26 protein-coding genes and 1 tRNA gene are annotated in these 25,472 nt (G+C 64.5%); 10 read left to right on the top strand and 17 right to left on the bottom strand.

The genetic code is table 11. The annotated features are described in order from the left end of the window. The coding region (locus XI06_RS44030) for an OmpA family protein (protein WP_442869491.1) at positions 1 to 1,688 on the top strand (1,688 nt) is incomplete at its 5' end. A gap of 100 nt (positions 1,689 to 1,788) precedes the next feature. Here the strand turns inward: XI06_RS44030 and argG are convergent. The 6 genes from argG to XI06_RS37260 all read right to left on the bottom strand — a co-directional run bounded on the left by argG (position 1,789) and on the right by XI06_RS37260 (position 7,765). Continuing rightward, positions 1,789 to 3,126, bottom strand: a complete 1,338-nt coding sequence (argG, locus tag XI06_RS37235; RefSeq protein WP_271607604.1) for an argininosuccinate synthase — start codon at positions 3,124 to 3,126, stop codon at positions 1,789 to 1,791. Positions 3,127 to 3,219: 93 nt separating this feature from the next. Next, positions 3,220 to 3,996: a phosphatase PAP2 family protein gene (locus XI06_RS37240; protein ID WP_271607605.1), complete on the bottom strand. Its 777-nt coding sequence runs from the start codon at positions 3,994 to 3,996 to the stop codon at positions 3,220 to 3,222. Between the two features lie 173 nt (positions 3,997 to 4,169). Then, positions 4,170 to 4,664, bottom strand: a complete 495-nt coding sequence (locus XI06_RS37245; protein ID WP_271607606.1) for a hypothetical protein — start codon at positions 4,662 to 4,664, stop codon at positions 4,170 to 4,172. A 127-nt stretch (positions 4,665 to 4,791) separates the two neighbouring features. Continuing rightward, positions 4,792 to 5,994: a 23S rRNA (adenine(2503)-C(2))-methyltransferase RlmN gene (rlmN, locus tag XI06_RS37250; RefSeq protein WP_237861148.1), complete on the bottom strand. Its 1,203-nt coding sequence runs from the start codon at positions 5,992 to 5,994 to the stop codon at positions 4,792 to 4,794. Between the two features lie 169 nt (positions 5,995 to 6,163). After that, positions 6,164 to 6,811 carry an invasion associated locus B family protein gene (locus tag XI06_RS37255; RefSeq protein WP_237861147.1) on the bottom strand — a complete coding sequence of 216 codons (648 nt, stop codon included), beginning with the start codon at positions 6,809 to 6,811 and terminating at the stop codon, positions 6,164 to 6,166. Between the two features lie 114 nt (positions 6,812 to 6,925). Continuing rightward, positions 6,926 to 7,765 (bottom strand): SDR family oxidoreductase, encoded by an 840-nt coding sequence (locus XI06_RS37260; protein ID WP_271607607.1) that lies wholly within the window; start codon positions 7,763 to 7,765, stop codon positions 6,926 to 6,928. A gap of 221 nt (positions 7,766 to 7,986) precedes the next feature. Between XI06_RS37260 and XI06_RS37265 the strand changes: the two genes are divergently transcribed. Then, positions 7,987 to 8,961, top strand: a complete 975-nt coding sequence (locus XI06_RS37265) for an NADPH:quinone oxidoreductase family protein (RefSeq protein ID WP_237861145.1) — start codon at positions 7,987 to 7,989, stop codon at positions 8,959 to 8,961. Positions 8,962 to 9,032: 71 nt separating this feature from the next. On the opposite strand, the gene XI06_RS37270 is transcribed toward XI06_RS37265, so the two are convergent. Further along, positions 9,033 to 9,425, bottom strand: a complete 393-nt coding sequence (locus XI06_RS37270) for a YkvA family protein (protein WP_271607608.1) — start codon at positions 9,423 to 9,425, stop codon at positions 9,033 to 9,035. Positions 9,426 to 9,514: 89 nt separating this feature from the next. Then, a complete protein-coding gene (locus XI06_RS37275) occupies positions 9,515 to 9,817 on the bottom strand; it encodes a 4a-hydroxytetrahydrobiopterin dehydratase (RefSeq protein ID WP_271607609.1) in 303 nt (100 codons plus the stop codon). A gap of 150 nt (positions 9,818 to 9,967) precedes the next feature. On the opposite strand from XI06_RS37275, the gene XI06_RS37280 reads away from it, so the two are divergent. Both XI06_RS37280 and XI06_RS37285 read left to right on the top strand, forming a co-directional pair. Next, positions 9,968 to 11,413 carry a TAXI family TRAP transporter solute-binding subunit gene (locus XI06_RS37280; RefSeq protein ID WP_271607610.1) on the top strand — a complete coding sequence of 482 codons (1,446 nt, stop codon included), beginning with the start codon at positions 9,968 to 9,970 and terminating at the stop codon, positions 11,411 to 11,413. Between the two features lie 106 nt (positions 11,414 to 11,519). Beyond that, positions 11,520 to 13,067, top strand: a complete 1,548-nt coding sequence (locus XI06_RS37285; protein ID WP_271607816.1) for an alkaline phosphatase D family protein — start codon at positions 11,520 to 11,522, stop codon at positions 13,065 to 13,067. Positions 13,068 to 13,074: 7 nt separating this feature from the next. Here XI06_RS37285 and XI06_RS37290 read toward each other — a convergent pair whose 3' ends face one another. Next, positions 13,075 to 13,458, bottom strand: a complete 384-nt coding sequence (locus XI06_RS37290) for a response regulator (protein WP_271607611.1) — start codon at positions 13,456 to 13,458, stop codon at positions 13,075 to 13,077. A 187-nt stretch (positions 13,459 to 13,645) separates the two neighbouring features. Between XI06_RS37290 and XI06_RS37295 the strand changes: the two genes are divergently transcribed. From XI06_RS37295 to XI06_RS37305, 3 genes are all read left to right on the top strand, one after another. Continuing rightward, positions 13,646 to 14,416 carry a Crp/Fnr family transcriptional regulator gene (locus XI06_RS37295; protein WP_237861138.1) on the top strand — a complete coding sequence of 257 codons (771 nt, stop codon included), beginning with the start codon at positions 13,646 to 13,648 and terminating at the stop codon, positions 14,414 to 14,416. A 291-nt stretch (positions 14,417 to 14,707) separates the two neighbouring features. After that, complete coding sequence (gene typA / locus XI06_RS37300) at positions 14,708 to 16,534, top strand: translational GTPase TypA (protein WP_128949018.1); 1,827 nt, start codon at positions 14,708 to 14,710, stop codon at positions 16,532 to 16,534. A 99-nt stretch (positions 16,535 to 16,633) separates the two neighbouring features. After that, the gene (locus tag XI06_RS37305) at positions 16,634 to 17,878 is read left to right on the top strand and encodes a flavin monoamine oxidase family protein (RefSeq protein WP_271607612.1); all 1,245 of its coding nucleotides are present in this window, start codon (positions 16,634 to 16,636) and stop codon (positions 17,876 to 17,878) included. Positions 17,879 to 17,970: 92 nt separating this feature from the next. On the opposite strand, the gene XI06_RS37310 is transcribed toward XI06_RS37305, so the two are convergent. From XI06_RS37310 to XI06_RS37325, 4 genes are read right to left on the bottom strand one after another with little or no spacing between them, the layout of a single operon-like run. Beyond that, positions 17,971 to 18,378, bottom strand: a complete 408-nt coding sequence (locus tag XI06_RS37310) for a thiol-disulfide oxidoreductase DCC family protein (protein WP_271607613.1) — start codon at positions 18,376 to 18,378, stop codon at positions 17,971 to 17,973. Then, complete coding sequence (locus tag XI06_RS37315; RefSeq protein ID WP_271607614.1) at positions 18,378 to 19,697, bottom strand: SDR family oxidoreductase; 1,320 nt, start codon at positions 19,695 to 19,697, stop codon at positions 18,378 to 18,380. Before XI06_RS37315 ends, XI06_RS37310 begins: the two co-directional genes overlap by 1 nt. 8 nt (positions 19,698 to 19,705) lie before the next feature. Then, the gene (locus XI06_RS37320; RefSeq protein ID WP_271607615.1) at positions 19,706 to 20,173 is read right to left on the bottom strand and encodes a DUF2269 family protein; all 468 of its coding nucleotides are present in this window, start codon (positions 20,171 to 20,173) and stop codon (positions 19,706 to 19,708) included. Continuing rightward, positions 20,170 to 21,069: a dienelactone hydrolase family protein gene (locus tag XI06_RS37325; protein ID WP_271607616.1), complete on the bottom strand. Its 900-nt coding sequence runs from the start codon at positions 21,067 to 21,069 to the stop codon at positions 20,170 to 20,172. The genes XI06_RS37320 and XI06_RS37325 overlap by 4 nt, the downstream gene beginning before the upstream one ends. 266 nt (positions 21,070 to 21,335) lie before the next feature. On the opposite strand from XI06_RS37325, the gene XI06_RS37330 reads away from it, so the two are divergent. Continuing rightward, a complete protein-coding gene (locus XI06_RS37330) occupies positions 21,336 to 21,845 on the top strand; it encodes a GNAT family N-acetyltransferase (protein WP_027555342.1) in 510 nt (169 codons plus the stop codon). A gap of 179 nt (positions 21,846 to 22,024) precedes the next feature. Beyond that, on the top strand, positions 22,025 to 22,561 hold the full coding sequence (gene ppa / locus XI06_RS37335; RefSeq protein WP_237861131.1) for an inorganic diphosphatase: 537 nt from the start codon (positions 22,025 to 22,027) through the stop codon (positions 22,559 to 22,561). A 96-nt stretch (positions 22,562 to 22,657) separates the two neighbouring features. Here ppa and folD read toward each other — a convergent pair whose 3' ends face one another. From folD to XI06_RS37350, 3 genes are read right to left on the bottom strand one after another with little or no spacing between them, the layout of a single operon-like run. After that, a complete protein-coding gene (gene folD / locus XI06_RS37340) occupies positions 22,658 to 23,542 on the bottom strand; it encodes a bifunctional methylenetetrahydrofolate dehydrogenase/methenyltetrahydrofolate cyclohydrolase FolD (RefSeq protein WP_271607617.1) in 885 nt (294 codons plus the stop codon). A gap of 1 nt (position 23,543) precedes the next feature. Beyond that, positions 23,544 to 23,879, bottom strand: a complete 336-nt coding sequence (locus XI06_RS37345; protein ID WP_237861129.1) for a DUF167 domain-containing protein — start codon at positions 23,877 to 23,879, stop codon at positions 23,544 to 23,546. Between the two features lie 35 nt (positions 23,880 to 23,914). Further along, the gene (locus XI06_RS37350) at positions 23,915 to 24,205 is read right to left on the bottom strand and encodes a YggT family protein (RefSeq protein ID WP_057740594.1); all 291 of its coding nucleotides are present in this window, start codon (positions 24,203 to 24,205) and stop codon (positions 23,915 to 23,917) included. Between the two features lie 201 nt (positions 24,206 to 24,406). On the opposite strand from XI06_RS37350, the gene XI06_RS37355 reads away from it, so the two are divergent. Continuing rightward, positions 24,407 to 24,482, top strand: a tRNA-Ala gene (locus tag XI06_RS37355). 112 nt (positions 24,483 to 24,594) lie between these two features. Here the strand turns inward: XI06_RS37355 and XI06_RS37360 are convergent. Continuing rightward, positions 24,595 to 25,407: an enoyl-CoA hydratase gene (locus XI06_RS37360; protein WP_271607618.1), complete on the bottom strand. Its 813-nt coding sequence runs from the start codon at positions 25,405 to 25,407 to the stop codon at positions 24,595 to 24,597. Between the last annotated feature and the right edge of the window lie 65 nt (positions 25,408 to 25,472).

The raw sequence follows: 25,472 nt of genomic DNA on the forward strand, positions 1-25,472 counted from the left end.
CTCCACCGCCGCAGCAGCACGCCCCGACGCCGCCCCCGCCGCCTCCGCAGCAGCACGCTCCCGTTGCACCGCTCCCGGCGCCGACCGCGACCCCGGCTCGTCCGGCCGCAACACCAACACCTCCGCCACCCCCAACCACACCGCCGTCCGCGGCCCGGCCCATGGCAACGCCTGCGCCGACGGCTACGCCTGCCCCAACGCCGACGCCCGCAACGCCCGCGGCTCGGCCGATGTCTCCGGCCCCGACAGCCACGCCTGCGCCGACGCCGACACCTGCAGCACCGGCGGCCCGGCCGTCTCCGACCCCGACAGCCACACCCAGGGGGGGGGGGGGGGGGGGGGCAACGCCAGCGCCTGGCAAAACGCCGCCCGGACGTCCCGGCGCTCCGCCGGCTGCAGGAACGGCTCCAACCCCGACTCCAACAGCAACGCCGGCGCCCGGCGGCGCGACGCCGCTTCCCGGACGTCAGGGTGGAGCGCCGCCCGCAGGCGCGCCTGCTGCCGGCACAACGCCTGCATCGCCGCAGGCAGGCGTCCCGCCCCGACCACCCGCGCCACCCGCTGGCGCAGCAGCGCCGTCTATCGTCCCTGGTTCGGCGGCCGCCACGGTCCCGCCCAACAAGGCGCAGAACGCTCCGCCGACAGTCAGTTCGGCCTTCCGCGCGGCACCGACGACCACCACGCCACTGCCGCCGCCGCCGCGTCCGCCGCAGCGTGACCTGACGCCGCTGGCCATCGGTGCGGGCGTCGTGGCCGGTGCCGTGATCGGCGCCACCATCGCCGACTACCGCAACCAGCGGCAGGAGGTCGTCGAAGGCGGCCGCACCATCTACACCGAGCCGGATCGCATCATCATCCGCGACCCGGGCGGGCAGGAATATGTCCGTGGCAACGATCTCTATCGCTTCCGCTACGGCGCCCGCGATATCCGCACCGAGACGATCGGCGGCGAAACCCGCACCGTCGTGATCCGTCCTGATGGCACCGAAATCATCACGGTGGTCGGTCCGGACGGCAGCCTGATGCGCCGTATCCGCAGGGATCAGCGCGGGCGTGAGATCGTGATCATCGACAACACCTACCGCGATCCGCGCGCGGTCGGCGGCTTCTATGTCGACGTGCCGCCGCCGGTGGTCAGCATCCCCTATGATCGCTACATCGTCGACGCCCAGGAAGCGTCGCCGGACGTGATCTACGAGACCATGCGGGCCCCGCCGGTGCAGCGGATCGATCGCCGCTACTCGCTCGACGAGATCCGCTACTCGCCGAACGTTCGCATGCAGATGCCGAGCATCGACGTCAACACGATCAACTTCGCGACGGGATCGTGGACCATTCCGCCGGACCAGGCGGCGCGGTTGCAGGTGATCGCCGACGGTATCAACCAGGCGATCCAGGCCAACCCGCAGGAGGTGTTCCTGATCGAGGGCCACACCGACGCGGTCGGCAACGACGTCGACAATCTGTCGCTGTCGGATCGCCGGGCGCAGGCGGCGGCCGAATTGCTGACGCAGCAGTTCAATGTGCCCGCGGAAAACCTGACCTCACAGGGCTACGGCAAGCAGTACCTGAAGGAGCAGACCGACGGCCCGAGCCTGATCAACCGGCGCGTCACCGTCCGCCGCATCACGCCGCTGCTCAATGGCGGCCAGGCCAACGCAGCGCCGCCGCCTCCGCCGCGCCAGTAAGAACATCGAAAAAAGAAAATGGCCGGGAGCGATCCCGGCCATTTTTGTTTTGGTTGTTGCACGCGATGGCGCGACACGTCGTGCATTCGTGGGGTGGGCCTCAGCCCTTGTCGCTCTCGAGCTTGAAGATCTGCGAGCCTTCGCTGCCCGACAGCAGGCCGGTCTTCGAATAGAGGCCGAGCTTGGTGCGGGTATCCGCGATGTCGAGATTGCGCATGGTGAGCTGACCGATGCGATCGGCCGGCGTGAAGGCGGCGTCCTCGACCTTCTCCATGCTGAGCCTTTCAGGTGCGTAGGTCAGGTTCGGGCTCTCGGTGTTGAGGATGGAGTAGTCGTTACCGCGGCGCAGCTCCAGCGTGACTTCGCCGGTGACGGCGCTAGCGACATAGCGCTGCGCGGTCTCGCGCAGCATCAAGGCTTGCGGATCGAACCAGCGGCCCTGATAGAGCAGGCGGCCGAGGCGCATGCCGCTGATGCGGTACTGCTCGATCGTGTCCTCGTTATGGATGCCGGTGACGAGACGCTCATAGGCAATGTGCAGCAGCGCCATGCCGGGCGCCTCGTAGATGCCGCGGCTCTTGGCTTCGATGATGCGGTTCTCGATCTGGTCGCTCATGCCGAGGCCGTGGCGGCCGCCGATGGCATTGGCTTCGAGGAACAGCGCAACGGGATCGGAGAAGGTCTTGCCGTTCAGCGCCGTCGGCTGGCCTTCCTCGAAACGCACGACGACCTTCTCGGCCTTGACGACGCAATCGTCGCGCCAGAACGGCACGCCCATGATCGGGTTGACGATCTTGATGCCGCTGTCGAGGCTTTCGAGATCCTTGGCCTCGTGCGTGGCGCCAAGCAGATTGCTGTCGGTCGAATACGCCTTCTCGGCGCTCATCTTGTAGGCGAAGCCCTGCGCGGTCATGAACGCCGACATCTCGGCGCGGCCGCCGAGCTCGTCGATGAACTGCTGGTCGAGCCAGGGCTTGTAGATGCGCAAGCTTGGATTGGTCAGCAGGCCGTAGCGATAGAAGCGCTCGATGTCGTTACCCTTGAAGGTCGAACCGTCGCCCCAGATGTTGACGCCGTCTTCCTTCATCGCCGCGACCAGCATCGTGCCGGTCACCGCGCGTCCCAGTGGCGTGGTGTTGAAATAGGTGATGCCGCCGGTCGAGATGTGGAAGGCACCGGACTGGATCGCGGCGATGCCTTCGTGCACCAGCTGCGTGCGGCAATCGACCAGCACGGCCTTCTCGGCGCCGAACGCTTCGGCCTTACGCGGGATCTCGTTGTAGTCGGCCTCATCGGGCTGGCCGAGATTGGCGGTATAGGCGTAGCAGCGCGCGCCCTTCTGCTTCATCCAGAGCAGCGCCGCCGACGTGTCGAGGCCGCCCGAAAAAGCGATGCCGACTTTCTCGCCCTTGGGCAGGCTTTTCAGGATCGTGGTCATGGGGCTTCCAATCGGGTCTCAGGGGGCTATTGGCTGGTGTGGCGTGACCGCGCGAATATCAAATTTCGCACGCCTCGGCACCCATTTAATGGCTCAAATCGAGGGTGCGGGACCGGTCTTGCGGCCGAACAGGCGCTTGCGGAGCCTATAGGCGGGCATGTTCAGCCGGGTCAGGGCCGCATCGACCGCCTCGTCCGAAAACCGGGTCCGCGGCCAGCGGTAGATCAGCGCGAAACCCAACCAGATCACGACGAAGGTGACGAGGCCGGCGGTTGCGACATCGGTGAAGAAGTGGCCGCCGAAGGCCATGCGGAGCCCGCTGGTCGTGAGACCGAACACCACCGCGCCCGCATAGGCGAGCGGCCGCCACGCCGGCGGTGCCAGGGCAGCGGGCGCCAGCGTCCAGAACGCGGTCGCGCCTTCGCCGGAGAAGAACGAGCAATTGCGTTCGCAATCGCCGCGCGGATCCCACCACGCCACGAACTGCTGATCGCCGGCAAACTCGGTCACCACCACCGGTCGCGGCCGGCCCCAATAGGACTTGAAGGTGAGGTTGGTGAGAATGCCCGCCGACAGTGTGATCGTAACCAGCAGGAACACGATCGCGCGTCCCGACACTATCAGGGGACGGTCGGGCCTGATCATCTTGACCACGAGCGCGACCAGCGACGGCAGCACGAACGCCCAGGACACCCACATCGCAGCATCTCGCGCGATCCCGGCCCAGTCGTTCAGCTTGAGCGGAAAGGTTTTTGTCGCGGGGTCGAAGAACAACGCGGCGAGCTTGAGATCAAGCTCGGGATAGAGGCCGAAAACCACGCCGATCACGAGCCACAGCGCCAGGGCGATGAAGAGTCCAGTCCGGTTCATGACGCGCGGTTTAGCGGAGTGGGAGGGGGATGGAAACCCTGGATTCGGCCGGGGACGCGGGCGATCACGATGCCGTCGAAACGCAATGCTTCAACAATGTCGCCCCGGCGAAGGCCGGAACGACACTGAATGAGTGGCGCAGCTCTGCGCCACTCAGGCACGGTCGCTTAAACTCACCGCGCATCCGGCCTTGAATGCGACGGCAGTGGCGGAGGCGGGCGGCGCGGGGCCGGCGGGATGCGCCAGGCGCCGGCATTGCGGCCGGCGATCAACCAATAAACGGCGCCGGCAACGATGCCGGCACCGGTCATGATCTCCAGATGGCGGCGCACGACGCCTTCGAACTGAAACGTATCGGTATGGAACGGGATGAGACCGAGATAGCAAGCGAGCCCGACAAGGCCACCGCCGACCGCATAGGCAAGCGCACTGCGGATGTAGAGCGCCTCGGTGATCGCAACGATCACCGCCGCCGGCACCAGCGCGAAACCCGAGACGAAGATGAAGCCGAAGCCGAGCAGGATGTCGATCGTGCCCTGATCGACCGGACCCGCGCCAAGATCGGAAAACTCCGGAAACAGCAGCGCACCGACGACGATCATGCCGCCGACGAAACAGGCGGCGAGAAAGGCGATGAAGATAACGATGAGGCGGCCGATCAGGGACATGCGGGGAAAGCCACCGTAGTCGTCATTGCGAGCGCAGCGAAGCAATCCAGACTGCCGCCGCGGAAAGACTCTGGATTGCTTCGCTGCGCTCGCAATGACAGGGATGCGAGAACGCGGACGGTCATCCTCAATCCGTCATCGCCATGGCGCGTAGCGCCTGGCGCTCGCGTGCACTGAGCTTCTCCGTCTCCGACTTGAGCTGGCCGCAGGCGGCGAGGATGTCGCGGCCGCGCGGGGTGCGCACCGGCGAGGAATAGCCGGCGTTGAAGATGTATTCGGAGAATTTTTCAATCTGGTCCCAGTCCGAGCATTCATAGGCCGTGCCGGGCCAGGGATTGAACGGAATCAGGTTGATCTTGGCGTGAATGCCCTTGAGCAGCTTCACCAAGAGCTTTGCATCGTCGAGCGAATCGTTGACGCCCTTGAGCATCACATATTCGAACGTGATGCGGCGGGCGTTCGAGGCGCCGGGATAATCGCGGCAGGCCTGCAGCAATTCCTTGATCGGATATTTGCGGTTGAGCGGCACCAGCTCGTTGCGCAGCTCATCGCGCACCGCATGCAGCGAGATCGCGAGCATCACACCGATCTCCTCGCCGGCTCGCACGATGTTCGGAACCACGCCGGAGGTCGACAGCGTGATGCGGCGGCGGGAAATGCCGATGCCCTCGTTGTCGCCGACGATCAAAAGCGCATCGCGCACCGCGTCGAAATTGTAGAGCGGCTCGCCCATCCCCATCATCACGATGTTGGTGACGCGGCGCGTGCCGTCCTCGCGGTCAGCCCAATCGTTCAGGCGATCGCGCGCGACCATGATCTGGCCGACGATCTCGCCGGCGGTGAGGTTGCGCACCAGGCGCTGCGTGCCGGTATGGCAGAACGAGCAGTTCAGCGTGCAGCCGACCTGCGAGGAGACGCAGAGCGTGCCGCGATCGGTCTCGGGGATGTAGACGCACTCGACTTCATGCGCCTTCTCGACATTGTCGCCGCTCGGCAGCCGCAGCAGCCATTTGCGGGTGCCGTCGTTGGAGATCTGCTCGGCCACGACTTCGGGTCGATCGACGGTGAAATGCTGGGCGAGTTCGGCGCGAATGCCCTTCGAGATCGAGGTCATGTCGTCGAAGCTCTGGGCGCCGCGGAAATAGAGCCAGTGCCAGAGCTGCTGCACGCGCATCTTGCGCTGCGCCGGTGCGACGCCGATCTCGCCGAGGCGATCGGCAAGCTCGGCGCGCGACAGCCCGATCAGCGACGGCTTGGCCGGCGGCACATAGGTTTCGAGCGGAGTCTTCTCCACCAGGATTGCGTCGCGCGGCTCGGTCGTCGGTTGCATTGAATAGGCCTGATGATGTTGTCGTTCCGGGGCGGCGCGAAGCGTCGAACCCGGAACCTCGAGATTCCGAGCTCGATGCTGCGCATCGTCCCGGAATGACGAAAGAAAATCTGGAACCGGCCTTATATAGCAACCGGGTCCGCCGATTGCGACCTTCCCGCCCGCAGCCTTAATGCCGGCAATCCTGCGCAATCTTGTCCAGGGCCTGGGCGAGACCCTTCAGCGAGAACGTATCGGTCGTCTCCGTGCCCTTGGCCGAGGTGCCCTTGACCACGAGATCGGCGGATTTGCGCATGGCTTCCACCATCCGCTCCTCTTCGGCCGCATTCTTGATCCAGAGGCCGTCGCCCTGCGTGTACATCGCGAAGGAGGCGCCGCCGACCTCGACCGTCGATTCCGAGCCCGGCTTCAGCGCGTAGCCGATCATGACAGACACTTCGTTGTTCACCTTCTCGGCCGGCCGGGTCGAGACAAAGGCATAGGCGGGATCGCGCGGCCGGTTCGGCGGATTTGTCTTCGACGAGGAGGGCTTTGCCAGCGCAAAGCAGACCTTCTTGCCATTGGGTGTCGCCGCATAGGCGCCCCAGGTGCCGAACTGGCCGATCAGCGTCGGCTCCGCGCCACCCGCAACGGCCGCGGCGGGGGTCGCCGGCTTGCTCTCGGGCTTGGCTGCCGTTTTGGTTGCCGTCTTGGCGGCCGTCGCGGCCGGCTTTGCCGCTGCCTTCGGCGCCGGTTGCGTCGTCTGGGCGCGCGCGGACTCACTCAATCCCCACGCCGCCACGCCAGTCATCAAAGCCAAAAAGAGCGCCCGCCACATGCTGGAGTGGTTCCCTCAATATTGTGACTGGAAGATGGCCCGGCGGCGATTTGTCCCCGTGCAGGGATAACCGGGAAAGTCCAGTTTGGGAAGGCAGTTAACGGGCAATCACGGTTAGCTTTTCGACCGCGCGGCGCGCTGTTCCGCCCATTGCGCATCAGTCCATCGCAACAGATCCTCGGCGCCGGAACTGCGCAAATGCGCGCCGCCGTCGATCACCACCATCTCGCCGTTGATATATCCGGCACGGTCCGAGACCAGGAAGCTGGCGAGGTCGGCAAGCTCGCTGTGCTCGCCGACGCGTCCCAACGGGTTGCGGGTGGTCCAGCCTTCGTCCCGGCCCTCGGGTCGCAGTTGCCCCGATGCGCCGGCGGTGGGGAACGGCCCCGGCGCGATCGCGACGGTGCGGATGCCCTTCGGGCCCCACTCCACCGCGAGACTCCTGGTCATCGCCAGCACCGCCGATTTCGCCATGGCCGAGGGAACCGTGAAGGCGCGGCCGGTGATGGTCGAGGTCGAGAGGATCGATAGCACGACACCCTTGTGCCTGCCCTCGATCCAGCGCTTGCCGGCAGCGAGCGTGCAGTACATCGCGCCATGCAGCGTCGGCGCCAGGATCGCATCGGCGGCGCGGAACGACAGATGCTCACTTTGCGCGATGAAGGTCGCGGCAGCGTTGTTGACGAGAATATCGAGTGGCGCTTCGCGCCAGATCGCATCCATCATCGCATCGACCGCGGCACCATCGCGAACATCGCATGCTGATGTCGTAACCTTCCCGCCAGTCTCCTTGCGCATCTCAGCTGCGGTCGTTTCGAGACGGTCGAGCTTGCGGCCGCAGATCACGAGTTCGGCGCCGAGCGCGAGGAAGCGGCGTCCCATCGCAGCGCCAAGGCCCGAGCCGCCGCCAGTGACGAGGATGCGCTTGCCCCTAAGCAGACCTGTTTCAAACATCGTTTGAATCCCTTTCTCCGCGGGTTTCGTCATTGCGAGCGCAGCGAAGCAATCAAGACTATTTCCGCGGCACGGACTCCGGATTGCTTCGCTGCGCTCGCAATGACGCGAGGATAGGACGTCGCGCCATCCGAGACAAAGAATCCGGATTGTCCGGTTGCATTAAATCCGGCAGAAACGGCCCAACATTCATTCCACCCCGAACGCCCCAAGGTGTCGCCATGAAAGCCATCCTCTGCTCGCAATATTGCCAGCCCGACGATCTCGTGCTCGCCGATGTGCCGGATCCGGTGGCTGGTCCCGGCGAAGCCGTGATCGCGATCAAGGCAGCGGCGCTTAACTTCTTCGACATCCTGATGATCCAGGGCAAGTACCAGATCAAGCCGCCGTTCCCGTTCTCACCGGCCGCCGAAGTTGCCGGCGTGATCGAGAGCATCGGCCCCGGCGTCACCGATCTGAAGGTCGGCGATCGCGTGGTCGCCTCCTGCGGTCATAACGGCGCGCGCGAAAAGATCGCGCTGCCGGCGGCAGGGATCGTGAAGATTCCCGACAATCTCGATTACGACCGCGCGGCCGGCATCATCATCATCTACGGCACGGCGCTGCATGCGCTGGAAGACCGCGCGAGCCCGAAGCCGGGTGAGACCCTCGCAGTGTTGGGCGCGGCCGGCGGCACCGGTCTTGCCGCATGCGAGCTCGGCAAGCTGATGGGCCTCAAGGTGATCGCCTGCGCCTCGTCCGAGGAGAAGCTCGAATTCGCCAAAGCGCACGGTGCCGAGCTGACGCTGAACTACGCCAAGGAAGATCTCAAGGAAGGTTTGCGCAAGCTTACCGGCGGCAAGGGCGTCGACATCATCTTCGATCCGGTGGGCGGCGCGTATGCCGAACAGGCGTTGCGCTCGATCGCCTGGGAAGGACGCTTCCTCGTCATCGGCTTTGCCGCCGGCGACATTCCGAAGATGCCGCTGAACCTCGCGCTGCTGAAAGGCTGCGATATCAGAGGCGTGTTCTGGGGCGCATGGACCCGGCAGAATCCGGAAAAGAACCGCGCCAATCTCGAGAAGCTGGTGAAGTGGACGGCGGAAGGCAAGATCTCATCGCATGTCGACCGCACCTTCCCGCTGGCCCAGACCGCCGACGCACTGAAGGTGCTGGCGGGACGCCAGGCCATGGGCAAGGTGATCCTGCATCCGTGACGTGAGATCGCAGACTCTATCAACGGGTCGTCCTGGCGAAAGCCAGGACGACGCCGGAGTGAGGGCGGCTGCTACGCCGCTTCCGCCTTCTCCTCCGCCTCATCCACGCCGCGCTTCAGCGCCGCACGCGCGGCTTTGCGATGCTCTGATGTGATGTGGCTGGCGACCATGCGGATGGCGGTGGCCAGAATGGCGGCGTCATCGGTGAAGCCGAGGACGGGCATTACGTCCGGAATGAAATCGAACGGCAGGATGAAATAGGCGATGGCACCCAACAGCGACGCCTGGACATGGCGCGGGGTCTGGCGGTCGAACGCGCAGTAATAGGCGGCGAGCAGATCTTCCGTAAACGGCAGATGCGCAGCGACGCGCTTCAGCTTGCGCCAGAACCGGCGGCGCACGCTTTCACGATCTTCCGCGAGCCGATCGGCCGGCTCGAAGCCGACGCTGTGTTCGGCAGCCATCTCTCAGAACTCCCGCTTAGGGCGGCGCGACCGAAGGCCGCATCCGGTGACGATCACAAGATGGGGATGCGGCCCGGACCCGCAAGACGTCAGCCCTGCGTCAGCTTGGCAATTGCGTTCATCGTGGTGGCAAGCTCGATGTCGAGCTTGGTGACACCGCCGGCATCATGGGTCGACAGCACCACCTCCACCGTCTTGTAGACATTGCGCCATTCCGGGTGGTGATCCATTTTCTCGGCGACCAGCGCCGCCCGGGTCATGAAGCCGAAGGCCTCGTTGAAATCCCTGAAGACAAAGGTCCTCCCGATCCCTTTGCCGTCCTGGACCTCGGCCCAGCCGGGGAGGGTGCCCAGCGCCTGCTTGCGTGCGTCCGCCAATAGACGTTCTGCCATGATGACCTCCATTTCAGGGGAACTTTACCCTAACACCGTGCTTACGTCGGGGTTCACCCTCGGGTTTGGCCGATCCGCTAACCATGACGGAGATGTAACCCCGGCGGACAAGAAATTTGCTACAATTGCGGGCGTAAATCGCTGGCCAAGATGAAGCTGAGCCTGAAGCGCCTGTTTGGGAGATCGATGACCGGGGATTCAAACCTGGCCGAAGCGCCCCCTCCGCCTTCGCCGCGATCCGCGGCGCGGAAGACAGCGCTCGTGTCTCTGGCGCTGGTGCTCGCCATCGTCGGTGCGCTCGCCGGCGGCTATTATTTCGCGATGCGACCGGTGACCTTGAGGATCGCGGTCGGCCCCGCCAACAGCGACGACGTCAAGGTGGTGCAGGCGCTGACGCAGGCCTTCGCGCAGAGCAAAGGTTTTGTGCGGCTGCGGCCGGTCCAGACCGACGGCGCCACCGCCAGTGCGGACCAGCTCGCCGAAAGCAAGGTCGATCTTGCCATCGTGCGCGGCGATCTCGATGTGCCCAAGAACGCGCAAGCCGTCGCAACGCTGCGCAAGAACGTCGTGGTGCTGTGGTCGGTGCCCGGCAAGGGCAAGAAGAAGGGCGCGAAGATCACCAAGATCTCGCAGCTCGCCGGTCACCGCGTCGGCGTGGTCGGTCGCACGGCGGCCAACGTCAATCTGCTCAAGGTGATCCTGCAGCAATACGGCGTCGATCCTGCCAAGGTCGAGATCGTGCAATTCCCGGCGAGCGAAGTCGCCGAGGCGATCAAGGCGCAGAAGGCGGACGTCTATCTCGCGGCCGGCCCCGTCAACAGCAAGATCACAGCGGATGCGATCGCCGCCTCCGCCAAGGACGGCGGCTCGCCGACCTTCCTCGCGATCGATTCGGCGGACGCCATCGCGCAGAACCATCCGGTCTATGAAGCCTCGGAAATTCCCGCCGGCACCTATGGCGGCTCACCCGATCGTCCCGAGGACGAGGTCAAGACCATCAGCTTCTCGCACCACGTCGTGGCGCGCAAAGGCCTGTCCGAAACCACGGTTGCGGCCTTCACCCGGCAGCTCTTCGCCGTGCGCCAGCAATTGCTGACCGACTTCCCGCAGGCCGCGAAGATCGAGACGCCCGACACCGACAAGGACGCGGTGATCCCCGTGCATCCGGGCGCCGCCGCCTTCGTCGACGGCGAGGAGAAGACCTTCCTCGACAAATACAGCGATTACATCTGGTGGAGCCTGATGGCGCTTTCGGCGACGGGCTCGCTCGGCGCCTGGTTCGCGGGCTATCTGAAGAAGGACGAGCGCGACAACAACAGTCACTTACGCGAACGTCTGCTCGACATGCTCACCGCGGCCCGCAAGAGCGAGACGATCGACGAACTTGACCAGATGCAGGCCGAGGCCGACGGGATCCTGCGCGACACCTTGCGCTGCTACGATCACGGCGCCATCGAGGAGGGCGCACTCGCCGCCTTCAATATCGCGCTCGACCAATTCCACGCCGCGGTCGCCGATCGCAAAGCCGTGTTGTCCAGCCTGCCGCAGAACCTGCAACGCGCGGGTGCGCAATTCCGGGCCGCCGGCAACGCATAAGCGGCTTGCGCGCGTAATTGTCGCGTCACATTGTCTCAATATAGCCTCTGACTTCATCCACGTGACCGCCGCCTCGGCGGCGCCGCGCGATATCGAGAGCATCGCCATGAAGATCAAATTCTCCCGTCGCAAATTTCTCACCACCAGCGCCGGTGCGCTTGGCGCGATCGCGATGCCGCATCTGTCGCGCGCGGCCGACCGGCCCGCGGTCACCCATGGCGTGCAGTCCGGCGACGTCACCGTCGACGGCGGCGTGATCTGGGCACGGTCCGATCGGCCCTCGCAGATGCTGGTCGAGGTGGCGACGACTGATACCTTCAAGGACGCCCGCGCGCTGCCGCCGATCGCGGCGCTGCCCGAGAGCGACTTCACCGCGAAGATGCTGGTGGACGATCTTCCCGGCGGACAGGACATCTTCTACCGCGTCCGTTTCCGCGACCTCTCCCATACTGCGATCGAGGGCGAGCCGGTGGTCGGCCGCTTCCGCACCGCGCCGGCCGACCGCCGCGACGTCAGCTTCGTCTGGGGTGGCGACGTTGCCGGCCAGGGCTGGGGCATCAATCCCGATGACGGCGGCATGCTCACCTTCTCGGCGATGCACAAGCACCGCCCGGACTTCTTCCTGCATTCCGGCGATACGATCTATGCCGACGGCGTGATCCCCTCCGAGGTCAAGCTTGCCGACGGCAAGACCTGGAAGAACGTCACCATCCCCGAGAAGGCCAAGGTCGCGGAGACGCTGGACGAGTTCCGTGCCGCGCACAAATACAATTTCACCGACGACAATGTCCGCGCCTTCAATGCCGCAGTCCCGATCTTCGTGCAGTGGGACGATCACGAAGTGACCAACAACTGGTCGCTGTCGAAGGACTTGCCGTCGACTTACAAGGTGCGTGACATCTCGCTGCTCGCCGCGCGCGCCGGCCGCGCCTTCCACGAAATGTATCCGATGCGCGAGAGCATCGTTGAGCCGGGCCGGGTCTATCGCAAGATCTCCTACGGTCCGCATCTCGACGTGTTCGTGCTCGACGAGCGCAGCTATCGCGGCCCGAACGGCGCCAATCTCGAGACCGAGTACGGTCCGGCCAGCTATTTCCTCGGGCCGGAGCAAATGGCTTGGCTGAAGCGCGGCCTGCTCAACTCGCGCGCGACATGGAAGGTGATCGCCTCCGACATGCCGCTCAGCATCCTCGTTTACGACGATGCGGCGAACAAGAAGGGGTCGGAAGCTTTCGCGCAGGGCGACGGCCCGGTGCGCGGGAGAGAGTTCGAGATCGCCGACATCCTGCGCTTCATCAAGATGGCGCCGATCAACAACACGGTCTGGCTGACCGCCGACGTGCATTACGCCGCCGCGCACTATTACAACCCGGACAAGGCGCAGTTCCAGGAGTTCGAGCCATTCTGGGAATTCGTGTCGGGTCCGCTACATGCGGGAACGTTCGGGCCTGGCGAGATGGACAACACGTTTGGACCCGAGGTGCGCTTCGTCAAGGCGCCCGGTCTCGACAGGCAGAACCTGCCGCCATCCGCCGGCATGCAGTTCTTCGGTCACGTCAAGATCGACGGCGCCTCCGGCCAGATGACAGTCACGTTGCGCGACCGCGCCGACGTCGCGCTGTGGTCGACCACGCTCGATCCGAGGCTCGCCTGAAGCTGATTTAGCTGCCGCGGGCCCGTAACGCCGCCTCCAGCGCATCGCTGGAGCACGGCTTTTGCAGTCGCGGACGCGCAGCGAACTGCGCGGGAATGCTTGTCTCGGCGCCGTAGCCGGTGACGAAGACGAATGGAATGTCCAGCGCGGCGAGCCGCTCGGCGATCGCAAAGCTCTTCTCGCGGATCAGCTCGACATCAAGCAGTGCGAAATCGGGCGCGCGCCTTGCGATTGCATCGAGCGCCTGCGCGACCGAGCCCACGGTGCGCACGCTTGTCACGCCGAATCCGAACAGGCGATCCTCGAAATCGATCGCGATGATCGGATCGTCCTCGACGATCAGCACATCAGCGGGGGTGTCGGCCGCGCCGGCCGGGGTAACAGGTATCATGATCCTGGCTATCGAGGGCTGCATTTTTCTACCGATCTGGACAGCCTCTGGCCGACGCCTGCGCCCAGCGCATCGGAGGGTTCCCGGAACGAAACTCACCACAGAACAGTTTTGACGTCTGTCCACATGTGCACACAGGCCGTGGACGGAGATCGCTAGTGTGGAGAGGAGGACGGGGGATTTCACGATGGATGCACGCATCAGCAAGACGAGCGAGATCGACAGCCGCCCAGCCAACAATCTGCTGCGGCGCTTGAATGCGGCGGACTATGCGCTGCTCGCACCACATGTCACCGTTGACGAGGTCGGCCCGAACCATCTGCTCTACAGCCCGGGCGACGATGTCCAGGTCGTGCACTTTCCGTGCGGACCATCGCTCGCGACGTTCCTCGTTCCGAACGAGGACGGCCGCGACGTCGAGACCATTTTGGTCGGCCGCGAAGGCGCCGTCGGCGGCATCGTCAGCGAAGGATTTCTGCCGGCCTATACCCGCATCTGCGTGAAATTCGGCGGACCATTCGCACGTGTTCACGTCGGCAAGATCGAGGCGGCCAAGGCGCGCTCGCCGTCGCTGCGCAACATCTTTGCCCGCTACGCCGACTGCATGCTGGCACAGATCTTCCAGTCGACCGCCTGCAACGCGATCCACTCGATCGAGCAGCGCACGGCGAAATGGATCGTGGCGGCGATGGAGCGAACCGGCGACGAGCACAGCGTGCCGTTGACACATGAGCAGCTCGCCACATTGCTCGGCGTCGGCCGAAGCTATGCCAGCCGCGTGCTGCAATCGTTCAAGGCCGAAGGCGTGCTCGACACGCGGCGCGGCGCGATCCTGGTCCGCAATCATGATGGCCTGCGCCTGCGCGCCTGCCTCTGCAACGATGCCGTGAAGCTGCACTTCGAGGAGGTGCTGCGCGGCGTCTATCCGACCGAGGAGCCGGAGAGCCGCGCAAGCTGATCGGGACGGCCGGCTCGCGGACAAGGGCCGGTTTGGCCCGGGATACCCCTAAGCCCCGGGGATTCCCGGGCAAAATTCAATCAACCAACCCTGAAAGAACGCATTGTTTTTTGGCGTTTTTTGCCTATATTGCGGCGCAAACGCATAGGCTACCCGGTCGATATGGCCGGGTTTCCTTTTTGGGCGTAGCAGGCCCCGTTTTCCACGTTTCCAGCGTTGTCCGTGAACAGGTCCCGGCTTGACCGGCGAGATCGCGCTTAACCCATTGTCCGACCGCAAAGAAGCTCACTCATGAATCTCCGCAACGTCGCCATCATCGCCCACGTCGACCACGGCAAGACGACCCTCGTCGACAAGCTCCTCCAGCAGTCCGGCACGTTCCGCGAGAACCAGAAGGTGACGGATCGCGCCATGGACTCCAACGATCTGGAGCGCGAGCGCGGCATCACCATTCTGGCCAAGGCGGCCTCGGTGCAGTGGAAAGACACCCGCATCAACATCGTCGACACGCCAGGCCACGCCGATTTCGGCGGTGAGGTCGAGCGCATCCTGAACATGGTGGACGGCGCCCTGGTGCTGGTCGACGCCGCCGAAGGCCCGCTGCCGCAGACCAAGTTCGTGGTCTCCAAGGCGCTCAAGGTCGGCCTCAAGCCGATCGTCGTCATCAACAAGGTCGACCGTCCCGACGCACGTCCGACCGAAGTCATCAACGAGGTGTTCGACCTGTTCGCGGCGCTCGACGCCAGCGAGGAGCAGCTCGACTTCCCCATTCTTTATGGATCAGCCAAGCAGGGCTGGATGGCCGAGAGCCCCGAGGGTCCGCAGGACAAGGGCATGGAGCCGCTGTTCGACCTGGTGCTGCGCCACGTCGCGCCGCCGAAGGTCGAGGAAGGTCCGTTCCGCATGATCGGCACCATCCTCGAGGCCAACCCCTATCTCGGCCGCATCATCACCGGCCGCATCTCGTCGGGCGTGCTCAAGCCGAACCAGCAGGTGAAGGTGCTGCATGCCGACGGCAAGCTGGTCGAAACCGGGCGCATCACCAAGATCCTGGCCTTCCGCGGCCTCGAGCGCACGCCGCTCGAGGAAGCCGAAGCCGGCGACATCGTCGCGATTGCGGGCCTCACCAAGGGCACCGTCGCCGACACCTTCTGCGATCCGACCGTCGAGGTGCCGCTGCCGGCCCAGCCGATCGATCCGCCGACCGTGTCGATGTCGTTCATCGTCAACAACTCGCCACTCGCCGGCACCGAAGGCGACAAGGTGACGAGCCGCATGATCCGCGACCGTCTGTTGCGCGAAGCCGAGGGTAACGTTGCGCTGCGCGTCGTCGAGGCCGCCGACAAGGATGCGATGGAAGTCTCCGGCCGCGGCGAATTGCAGCTCGCGATCCTGATCGAGACCATGCGCCGCGAGGGTTTTGAGCTCTCGGTGTCGCGCCCGCGCGTCGTGTTCCAGAAGGACGAAGCCACCGGCGGCGCCTTGGAGCCGATCGAGGAGGTCGTGATCGACGTCGACGAGGAGCATTCCGGCGTCGTCGTGCAGAAGATGAGCGAGCGCAAGTCCGAGCTGGTCGAGATGAAGCCGTCCGGCGGCAACCGCTTGCGCCTGGTGTTCTACGCGCCGACCCGCGGCCTGATCGGCTATCAGGGCGAACTGCTCACCGACACCCGCGGCACCGCGATCATGAACCGCCTGTTCCACGGCTATGCCCCGTACAAGGGCGAGATCCAGGGTCGCCGCAACGGCGTCCTGATCTCCAACGACCAGGGCGAGGCGGTGGCCTACGCCATGTTCAAGCTGGAAGACCGCGGCCCGATGATGATCGAGCCGGGCTGGAAGGTCTACAAGGGCATGATCGTCGGCGAGCACACCCGCGACAACGACCTCGAGATCAACGTGCTCAAGGGCAAGCAGCTCACCAACATCCGCACGACCTCGAAGGACGAAGCCGTGCGCCTGACCCCGCCGATCCGTATGACTCTCGAAAAGGCGCTCGCCTATATCGAGGACGACGAGCTCGTCGAGGTCACCCCGAAGTCGATCCGCCTGCGCAAGAAGCACCTCGACCCCAACGAGCGCAAGCGCGCGGAAAAGGCCAAGGAAGCGGTGGCGTAAGGCTGCGAATAGGAAATGGCGAGTAGCGAATAGGGGCCTTTGGCCCCGACGACGGATTACTGTACCCTACTCGCCATTCGCCACTCACTATTCGCGCTCATGTCCTTCCCCTCCTCCGTCGACGTCGCAATCATCGGGGCCGGTGCCGCCGGCCTCGGCGCGGCGCATGCGCTGGGAGACTCTGGCCTCTCGGTGATCGTGCTGGAGGCGCGCAACCGGCTCGGCGGCCGCGCCTGGACGGTGCAGGCCTCGCCTGAGGTCACCTTCGACGTCGGGTGCGGCTGGCTGCATTCTGCCGACAAGAATTCCTTCGTGCCGATCGCGCGGCAACTCAACTTTGAGCTCAACAAGGATCTGCCGCCCTGGCGCGAGCGCGCCTATGGCAATGCCTTTCCGCAAGCCGAGCGCGACGATTTCATGCGCGCGATGGACGCCTTCTATGACCGGCTGTGGCAGGCCGCGCAGAAGGGCAAGGACGAGCCCGCGAGCCTGAGCCTCGAGCCCGGCAATCGCTGGAACCCGATGATCGACGCGATCTCGACCTACATCAACGGCTGCGAGCTCAAGGACATGTCGACGCTCGACTGGGACGCCTATGAGGACAGCGAGCTCAACTGGCGCGTCCGCCGCGGCTATGGTGCGCTGATCGCGGCCTATGGCGCGCCCTGCCCTGTGGCGCTGAACTGCAACGTCACGCTGATCGATCATTCCGGCAAGCGTGTCCGCATCGAGACATCGCTGGGCACGCTGACCGCAGACAAGGTGATCGTCACCGTGCCGACCAATCTGATCGCAGATGAGGCGATCCGCTTCTCGCCGCCGTTGCCAACCAAGGTCGATGCCGCGGCCGGCCTGCCGCTCGGCGTCGACGACAAGGTGACGCTCGCGCTCGACGGCGCCGAGGCCTTTCCGAGGGAAGGAAATCTGCGCGGCGCCACCATGAAAACCGAGATGGGCACCTATCACATCCGCCCGTTCGGCCAGCCCTGCATTGAAGGTTTTTTCGGCGGCAGCTTCGCCCGCGCGCTGGAAGCAGCCGGCGATGGCGCCATCGCTGCACACAGCATCGACGAGATATCAGGCTTCCTCGGCAACGACATCCGCCGCAAGCTGAAGCCGTTATACGAGTCGCGCTGGGGGCATGATCCGTTTGCGCGAGGCTCCTATTCGCACGCGCTTCCGGGGCATGCCGGCGACCGCGCCGTGCTTGCCGCGCCGGTGGATGGACGCCTGTTCTTTGCGGGAGAAGCGACGTCGCCGAATTTCTTCACGACGGCGCATGGGGCTCGGGATAGTGGGGAGCGGGCGGCAAAGGAAGTGCTTGCGGCAATTGGAGAGCCGTAACCGCACACTCCGTCATTGCGAGCGCAGCGAAGCAATCCAGATTGCCGCTGCAGAAAGATTCTGGATTGCTTCGCTGCGCTCGCAATGACGAGTCACTCAATCACCCGCGCCCGCAAATCGGCATCCGGCACGAAGCAAGTGTCGTACTTGCCGAAAATGCGGTAGCGGTTGCGCGCGATGAGGCTGTAGACCGCGTTCCGCAACGGCTTCGGCACGACGAACAGAACGCGCACCCAGCCCCAGCCGGGGAGATGCGACAACACCGTCAGTGCGGCATCTGACTTGAGAAATGCCTCGCCGCCGTGGACGACGGCATTGGTGTCGGGATCCTCGGGATCAATGCCGAAGGTCCGCGCGAGCTTCGCGCCATAATCCGACTGGATTGGCGTGAAGCGAAACCGCTTCGCGGTGTCGCGCTCTGCGACGAACCTCACCCAGCGCGAACAGAAGATGCAGACGCCGTCGAACAGGATCACATCATCGTCAGGCCATTTGGGCATTAGCGGTTATCCAGTATCAGAAGCGCAACCAGCATCAGCACGATCGCCGGCCCTGTCTTGACCAGCGCGCCGAGCGGCTCGATCCAGAGATCAGGCGTCAGGATCGCCGCGCCGAACATGTAGCCGAGCGAGGCGATGATGCCTGCCACCAGGCCAAACGCAGCGGTGCGGCGGAAGGCGATTAGCACACCGATGCTCATATCCATCAGGCTGGTGCCGATGGTGACCGGATCGACCAGCGCCGGCGGAAAATTGTGCGCCGTCAAAATGCCGGCGGCGGCGCGGTAGGACACGAACAAGGCGATGAAGCCGGAGACGAGCCAGAACGCGACCAGACTCGCGAAGATCAACGCCTTGATCAGGAACAGCCGCGCGAACCAGACGTCCTGGATGGTGGCGGGATGACGTCCGATCGTATCCGTCAGGGTCTTCGGCGCGATACCGGTCGCGGCGATCCATGCGGAGGGATCGCCCCGCACGCCGCGGCGAAGCTCGGCGATGGCCGTGGAGCGCATCGGCGGCATCCAGCCCAGCATGTTGGCGAGATCGCCAAGTCTTGCGCCGAGATCGAGCATGAAGGACGGCATCGCGATATCAGGCCAGCCGGCCGTGCCGAATACGAGCCGGAACTGCTTGATGACGCCGGCGATCGTGACCGGCTCGGATTGCATGAGGTCCCAGCTCACCGCTCTCACGAATGCATCGTCGATCTCGCGCGCGGCGAGGCAGGCGATGGTAGCGGCGATATCATCGACCGCAACCGGCTGGAACGGCGTTGCCATCACCTTGACAGGGAGATTGATGGGAAAAGCAGCGAGCGCACGCAGCATGGCGCTGCCGCCATAGGCCGACGGCGCGACCACGAAGCCGGGCCGCAGGATGGCGTGGGGAATGCCGGAGGCTGCGATCAGCCGCTCGGCCTCGCGCTTGGTCGTGGCGAAGGCGGTGCGATCGGTTTCAGCGGTGCCGGGAATCGAGATGTGGACGAGACGGATCGCACGACCGCTATCGGCAATCGCTTGGAGCAAGCGCGCGACAAAATCGCGATGCACGGCATTGGTGTCGCTGCCCGGGCCATCCTGGAGCACGCCGAGGCAATTCACGACAACGTCTACTTCGTGCGCGCTCAGCAGGCGCGTCAGCGCGGCCACATCGAGCGACATGATCGGCAGCTCAAGATCGAGCGCGCTCATCCTCTGCGCCGGCGACAGGCTTCGCGCGATGCCGACCACGCGAAAGCCTCGTGTGCGCAGATCGTCTGTCACGAAGCGGCCGATCAGGCCGGAGGCGCCGAGCACCAAAATGGTTCGCTGGTTCATCGGATTCCTCAGAACGGCTTTGCGATCATCAGCCAGAGGATCGCCATCGTCGCACCGAAGCCGGGAAAGCCAAACGCGAACCAGCGGCGAAACAGAACGAAGTAACGTTCCGGCAGTGCGGCGTGTCGCTCAGCGGCCTTGCGCGCGAGGTCGCGCATCTCGATCTGGATGAAGACAACGGGAATCCAGAACAGGCCTGCGATCGCATAGAGCACGAGCGAGGCGAGGATCCAGCGCTCCATGATCGACGTGGACGAGAGCATCATCAGCAGGCCGCCCGTGACCGGTTGCAGGACCACGGCCGACAGCGTGAAGATCGCGTCCGCAATCACCACCACGGATGCCGTGCGTGCGATGAACTCCGCATTGTCAGTGCGATGCGCCATCAGCATGAAGAAGGCGATGCCGGTTCCGGTGCCGAGGATAGTGATGGCGCCGAGCACGTGCAGATACTTGACCAGGAAATACAGCATCATGGCTTCTTGGTCGCCACGGGCTTTGGCAGGTTCAGCGCACGCGCAAGCTCGCTGCTTGCGGCCTGGACGCCGGCTTCGGTCTCGATCATCCAGTGACCCTCGCTGCCCACGGCGGGCAACGCGCGAAAATCATCCTTGCCGCCGCCGCTGCGAAACGCATCGGCCAAAGCCTTCGAAAATGCCAGCGTAAAATAGCTGTCATTGGCTGCGACCAGCGATGTCACGGGAATGCGCGCCGCTTTGCCGAATTCGGCCGCGGAGCTAAGCAACGTGTGCGGTGCGCAGATCTTGTTCGGTTCGTCATTGGCGTGACCGCCGCGCCCCGGTGCAAAAGCGACAATCGCGGCAATCGCTTTCGGATCGGCATTCGCAAGCGCCAGCGCACCCCAGCCGCCCGCGGAATGCCCGATCACGACCGCGGCATCCCTGCGAATAAAATCCTGCTTCTGCAGATAGTCCAGCGCGACCGAGATTTCCTCCGCAGTGGCACGACCGGCGCGCGCGTAATCCGCTTCGTCACAGCCGCCCTGGTCTTCAACATAGTGACCGCCGGTCGCGCCATGGCCGAGCCGCTCCGGCACCAGCACGGCAAAGCCGCGCGCGACGAGAAAGGCTGCGAGTGCGCGATATTCCGGCTGCGGCATTTGCGCACGACGTAGCACGTTCTGCGTCGAGGCATGTGCGATCACCGCAAGCCGGAACGGACCGGCGCCCGAGGGGCGAAACAAGAGCGCGCGCGCAGCAATATCGGTATCCGGCGACGGCACGCGCCACTCTTGTCGGCGAAACGGCTCGCCTTCCGGTCCCGATGCCCCGAACGTGACCTGCGCGCACACAGGCGACGCGGTCAGCAGAACCAGCAGAGGTAAGCGTGCAAGGATGTTGAACAGTCGCATGAGTTGCCGGGAGCGAGCAGGGACGGCGATGGCAACACTAGTAGGAACGAATCATTCGGGGCGGACTTTTTGCGCTGCCATTCCCGTTCATTCGTTGCCGCGAAGCAATTTTGCACCGACGCATGGCACGCCGGTGCCGTTCGAAGTGGCGTCTTGTCTTTTTTCGGCACAACATGGTTAAAATACTGATGCAGAAAGTCCACAGGTTAACTGATAATTAACGATAGGTCTTGCCGCCGGCGCGGCGACTTGGTTTGATCGCATTCATGAGCACAACCCTGATCGAGGTTCGGCCGGCCAAAGCTGCAGATGCAACTGCAGTGGCGTCCACCCATGACGAAGCCTGGCGTTCCGCCTATCAGGGCATCATTCCCGGCGCCGAGCTGGAGAAGCTGATCAACCGCCGCGGTCCGCAGTGGTGGGACAGTGCGATCCGCAAGGGCAGTCGCGTCAGCGTGCTCGTGTTCGGCGACAAGATCGCAGGTTATGCGAACTATGGCCGCAACCGCGCCCGCAGCCTGCATTTCGACGGCGAGATCTACGAGCTTTACCTGCGCCCCGAATTTCAGGGCCTCGGCTTCGGCCGCCGCCTGTTCGCCGCTGCCCGCCGCGACCTCATGCAGAGCAATCTGAAGAGCATGGTGGTGTGGGCGCTCTCGGACAACGATCCGGCGACCGAGTTCTATCGGGCCTTGGGCGGCCGCATGGTGGCGCGCTCCTCGGAGCGGTTCGGGCCGAAGTCGCTCGACAAGGTTGCCTTCGCCTGGACCAATTGAGCTGCTGAAATCTTAGCCGGCAGCCTTTCCACCCGTCGATACCGCCAGCGTTTGAGCCGGTGATCGCGGGATTCATTATTTCGTAAAAACACGATGGATCGGGGGGCCAAGCCCGCGTATGACAGCGCCAAAATCGCTGCCGGGCGCGATTTAACCTCGGCGACAACGGAGCCTGCCTAATGCGTATCGATGCTATCTCGATCGGAAAAAACGTACCCCATGACGTCAACGTCGTCATCGAAGTCCCCGTGGGCGGCGAACCGATCAAGTACGAGATGGACAAGGAGGCGGGCACGCTGGTGGTCGATCGCTTCCTGTACACGCCAATGCGTTACCCCGGTAACTACGGCTTCATCCCGCACACTTTGTCCGACGACGGCGATCCCTGCGACGTGCTGATCGTCAACACCCGCGCCATCATTCCCGGCGCCGTCATGAGCGTGCGCCCGGTCGGCGTGCTGTTCATGGAAGACGAGGCCGGCGGCGACGAGAAGATTCTGGCGGTGCCGTCGTCGAAGCTGACGCAGCGCTACGACAAGGTGAAGTCCTATGCCGACCTGCCGGACATCACGCTGCAGCAGATCCAGCACTTCTTCGAGCACTACAAGGATCTCGAGAAGGGCAAGTGGGTGAAGATCCTGCGCTGGGGCGGCCCGGAGGACGCGCAGAAGTTGATCCTCGAAGGCATCGAGCGCGAGAAGAAAAAGAAGGCGTGATCGTCATTCCGGGGCGCGCCTTGGCGCGAACCCGGAATCCAGAAGTTATGGCGCGAGATTCCGGGTTCGATGCTGCGCATCGCCCCGGAATGACAACTACACCGCCGGCTTCGGCAAACCTGCGATCCCGCAAGCCGCGCGCAGCGTATTCACCAGCAGGCAGGCGACCGTCATCTGGCCGACGCCGCCGGGCACCGGCGTGACCGCACCGGCAACACCAAGCGCTTCCTGATAGGCGACGTCGCCGACGAGACGGGTCTTGCCGTCTTCCTTCGGAATACGGTTGATGCCGATGTCGATCACGGTCGCACCCGGCTTCAGCCAATCGCCGCGCACCATCTCGGGCCTGCCGACCGCGGCATAGACGAGGTCGGCCCGCTTCACGATTCCAGGCAAATCGCGCGAGCGCGAATGCGCGATCGTCACCGTCGCGTTCTCGTTCAACAGCAATTGCACCAGCGGGCGGCCGACCAGATTGGAGCGGCCGATCACGACGGCGTTCATGCCTTCGAGGGACGGGTGCACGCTCTTGGTCAGGATGATGCAGCCGAGCGGCGTGCAGGGTGACAGCGCCTCGAAGCCGCCGGCGAGCCGGCCGGCATTGTTCGGATGCAGGCCATCGACATCCTTGGCGGGATCGATGGCGTTGATTACGGCCTCGGTGTTCAGCCCCTTGGGCAGCGGCAATTGCACGAGAATGCCGTGAACGGCGGGATCGCGGTTGAGCTTGGCAACGACCGCCATCAGTTCGGCTTGCGAGACGTCCGCGGGCAGCTTGTGCTCGAACGAGGCCATGCCCGCAGCCTGGGTCTGCGTATGCTTGGAGCGGACATAGACTTCGCTGGCGGGATCGTTGCCGACCAGGACCACGGCAAGGCCAGGCACCAGATTGTGCTCGCGCTTGACGCGGGCGACCTCGTCGGCGACGCGGGCGCGAAGGTCGGCTGCGATGACTTTTCCGTCGATGATCTTGGCCGTCATGTCAGTTCCCCTCGTCTGTCGATTTGACTGGCGCGAGCTCGCGCAACGCCTGGGCAAGCCTCGCCGGATCCCCTTCGACGGCGACCTGCTTCAACCGCGACGTCGCTCCCGACAGGAGACTGACGCTGGCCTTGGGCACGCCGAGCGATTTCGCCAGCAGCGCCAGCACCGCACGATTGGCCTCGCCGCCATCGGCGACGGCCCGCACACGCACCTTCAGCACGCTGCGGCCGTCGGATAGCTGCTCGATCCCGTCGATGCCGTCACGCCCGCCGCGCGGCGTCACCCGCAGCGCGATGCTGACCCCCGTGGTGGAGATGCGCCATGGTTCGGTCAAGGCGCCGTCAAAGCTCCATCACGGTTCCACCGACCTTAAGGTACGTTCGGGTAAACGTATTCGGCGAGATAAAGCTGGATCAACCAGAGTATGAAAAAGGCGACGATCGGGGAGATGTCGAGCCCGCCCATGCTGGGCAGCCGGCGCCTGATGGGCCCCAGGACCGGTTCGGTAATCCGATAGAGAAACTCCGCGATCGCGCCAACGAACTGGTTGCGGGTATTCACGACGTTGAACGCGATCAACCAGGACAGGATTGCCGATGCGATCAGCAGATAGATGTAGAGATTGATGATCTGGATCAGAATGAAGACTATCGGGCGCATCAGCGAAACACTCTCCGGGCCAGTGTCGTTGGGCAGTGTTTGGGGTGGTGTTGCGGTTCTCTTGGCTAGATATCGGTTCCCCCCGGCCCAAACAAGGGAAGTCGGCGCTAAAACCCCCTTACACCCGTCCTTGACTTGACCTTGGCGGGGACTTAAATGGCGCCCGGTTGTCGGCCGCGTTTGACCAGAGCGGCCAGCAAAGGGGCCATAGCTCAGCTGGGAGAGCGCGTCGTTCGCAATGACGAGGTCGGCGGTTCGATCCCGCCTGGCTCCACCAGCCTTCGCCCGCTTCGCGAGCTTCGGCTAGGCAAGCCAGCCGTGCTCTCTCGTAGCGAAGTGAGCGAAGGCTGTCCCGCCATAGCCCGAAGGGCGACGGCGGACCATTTCCCCTACTTCCCCGTAAACCTCGGCGGCCGCTTCTCCATGAAGCTCGCGACCCCCTCGCGGAAATCGCTGCCGTTGAGCGCCACCATCATCTCCCTGTTCGCCTCGATCGTCGCCTCGGCCAGCGTCTGGAACGGCACCTCGCAGAGCTGGCGCTTGATCACGGCCATCGCGCTCGGCGAGACGAGATCGGCGAGATCGCGGGCATAGGCGTAGGTTTCCTCGCGCAGCTTGTCCGGCGAGCAGAGCCGGTTGACCAGCCCGATTCGCAGCGCCTCGTCGCTTCCCACGCGCCGTGCCGAGAGCAAGAGGTCCATCGCGTTGGCGTGACCGACGATGCGCGGCAGCATCCAGCTGATGCCGTGCTCGGCAATCAGGCCGCGCCGCGCGAAGGCCGTGGTGAACACGGTGTTGTCGGCGGCAAAGCGCAGGTCGCAATAGAGCGCATGGACGAGGCCGATGCCGGCTGTCGCGCCGTTGAGCATGGCGATGACAGGCTTGCCGATCGACGGATAGAAGCCGTAGCGCGTCTGCCAATCCGGCCGGCGGTTCATGTCGAAGGGCGGCAGATTCGAAGCGCGCCTGACATCGTTGGGATCGAGCCCTTTCAGCGCATCCATGTCGGCGCCGGCGCAGAAGGCCCGGCCTGCACCTGTCAGCACGATGACGCGGACATTGTCATCAGTGCTCGACGCCTCCATCGCGTGACGCACGTCGCGCTCCATGGTCGGCGTCCACGCATTCATGCGGTCGGGGCGATTGAGCGTGATGGTCGCGATTCTATCGCTCACCTCATAGAGAATGTGCTCATAGGCCATCGCGCTCTCCCTGTATTGGCCGGCACGCGTTGGCGCGCGCTCAACGGCAGCGAGCCTAGCATAGT

It is taken from the genome of Bradyrhizobium sp. CCBAU 11434, assembly GCF_028128895.1.
Taxonomy (GTDB): Bacteria; Pseudomonadota; Alphaproteobacteria; order Rhizobiales; family Xanthobacteraceae; genus Bradyrhizobium; species Bradyrhizobium zhengyangense.

Bases quoted from the DNA above. Each gene is read 5' to 3' on its own strand.
- argG (WP_271607604.1), bottom strand. From the start codon at position 3,126: ATGACCACGATCCTGAAAAGCCTGCCCAAGGGCGAGAAAGTCGGCATC.
- XI06_RS37240 (WP_271607605.1), bottom strand. From the start codon at position 3,996: ATGAACCGGACTGGACTCTTCATCGCCCTGGCGCTGTGGCTCGTGATC.
- XI06_RS37245 (WP_271607606.1), bottom strand. From the start codon at position 4,664: ATGTCCCTGATCGGCCGCCTCATCGTTATCTTCATCGCCTTTCTCGCC.
- rlmN (WP_237861148.1), bottom strand. From the start codon at position 5,994: ATGCAACCGACGACCGAGCCGCGCGACGCAATCCTGGTGGAGAAGACT.
- XI06_RS37255 (WP_237861147.1), bottom strand. From the start codon at position 6,811: ATGTGGCGGGCGCTCTTTTTGGCTTTGATGACTGGCGTGGCGGCGTGG.
- XI06_RS37260 (WP_271607607.1), bottom strand. From the start codon at position 7,765: ATGTTTGAAACAGGTCTGCTTAGGGGCAAGCGCATCCTCGTCACTGGC.
- XI06_RS37265 (WP_237861145.1), top strand. From the start codon at position 7,987: ATGAAAGCCATCCTCTGCTCGCAATATTGCCAGCCCGACGATCTCGTG.
- XI06_RS37270 (WP_271607608.1), bottom strand. From the start codon at position 9,425: ATGGCTGCCGAACACAGCGTCGGCTTCGAGCCGGCCGATCGGCTCGCG.
- XI06_RS37275 (WP_271607609.1), bottom strand. From the start codon at position 9,817: ATGGCAGAACGTCTATTGGCGGACGCACGCAAGCAGGCGCTGGGCACC.
- XI06_RS37280 (WP_271607610.1), top strand. From the start codon at position 9,968: ATGAAGCTGAGCCTGAAGCGCCTGTTTGGGAGATCGATGACCGGGGAT.
- XI06_RS37285 (WP_271607816.1), top strand. From the start codon at position 11,520: ATGAAGATCAAATTCTCCCGTCGCAAATTTCTCACCACCAGCGCCGGT.
- XI06_RS37290 (WP_271607611.1), bottom strand. From the start codon at position 13,458: ATGATACCTGTTACCCCGGCCGGCGCGGCCGACACCCCCGCTGATGTG.
- XI06_RS37295 (WP_237861138.1), top strand. From the start codon at position 13,646: ATGGATGCACGCATCAGCAAGACGAGCGAGATCGACAGCCGCCCAGCC.
- typA (WP_128949018.1), top strand. From the start codon at position 14,708: ATGAATCTCCGCAACGTCGCCATCATCGCCCACGTCGACCACGGCAAG.
- XI06_RS37305 (WP_271607612.1), top strand. From the start codon at position 16,634: ATGTCCTTCCCCTCCTCCGTCGACGTCGCAATCATCGGGGCCGGTGCC.
- XI06_RS37310 (WP_271607613.1), bottom strand. From the start codon at position 18,378: ATGCCCAAATGGCCTGACGATGATGTGATCCTGTTCGACGGCGTCTGC.
- XI06_RS37315 (WP_271607614.1), bottom strand. From the start codon at position 19,697: ATGAACCAGCGAACCATTTTGGTGCTCGGCGCCTCCGGCCTGATCGGC.
- XI06_RS37320 (WP_271607615.1), bottom strand. From the start codon at position 20,173: ATGATGCTGTATTTCCTGGTCAAGTATCTGCACGTGCTCGGCGCCATC.
- XI06_RS37325 (WP_271607616.1), bottom strand. From the start codon at position 21,069: ATGCGACTGTTCAACATCCTTGCACGCTTACCTCTGCTGGTTCTGCTG.
- XI06_RS37330 (WP_027555342.1), top strand. From the start codon at position 21,336: ATGAGCACAACCCTGATCGAGGTTCGGCCGGCCAAAGCTGCAGATGCA.
- ppa (WP_237861131.1), top strand. From the start codon at position 22,025: ATGCGTATCGATGCTATCTCGATCGGAAAAAACGTACCCCATGACGTC.
- folD (WP_271607617.1), bottom strand. From the start codon at position 23,542: ATGACGGCCAAGATCATCGACGGAAAAGTCATCGCAGCCGACCTTCGC.
- XI06_RS37350 (WP_057740594.1), bottom strand. From the start codon at position 24,205: ATGCGCCCGATAGTCTTCATTCTGATCCAGATCATCAATCTCTACATC.
- XI06_RS37360 (WP_271607618.1), bottom strand. From the start codon at position 25,407: ATGGCCTATGAGCACATTCTCTATGAGGTGAGCGATAGAATCGCGACC.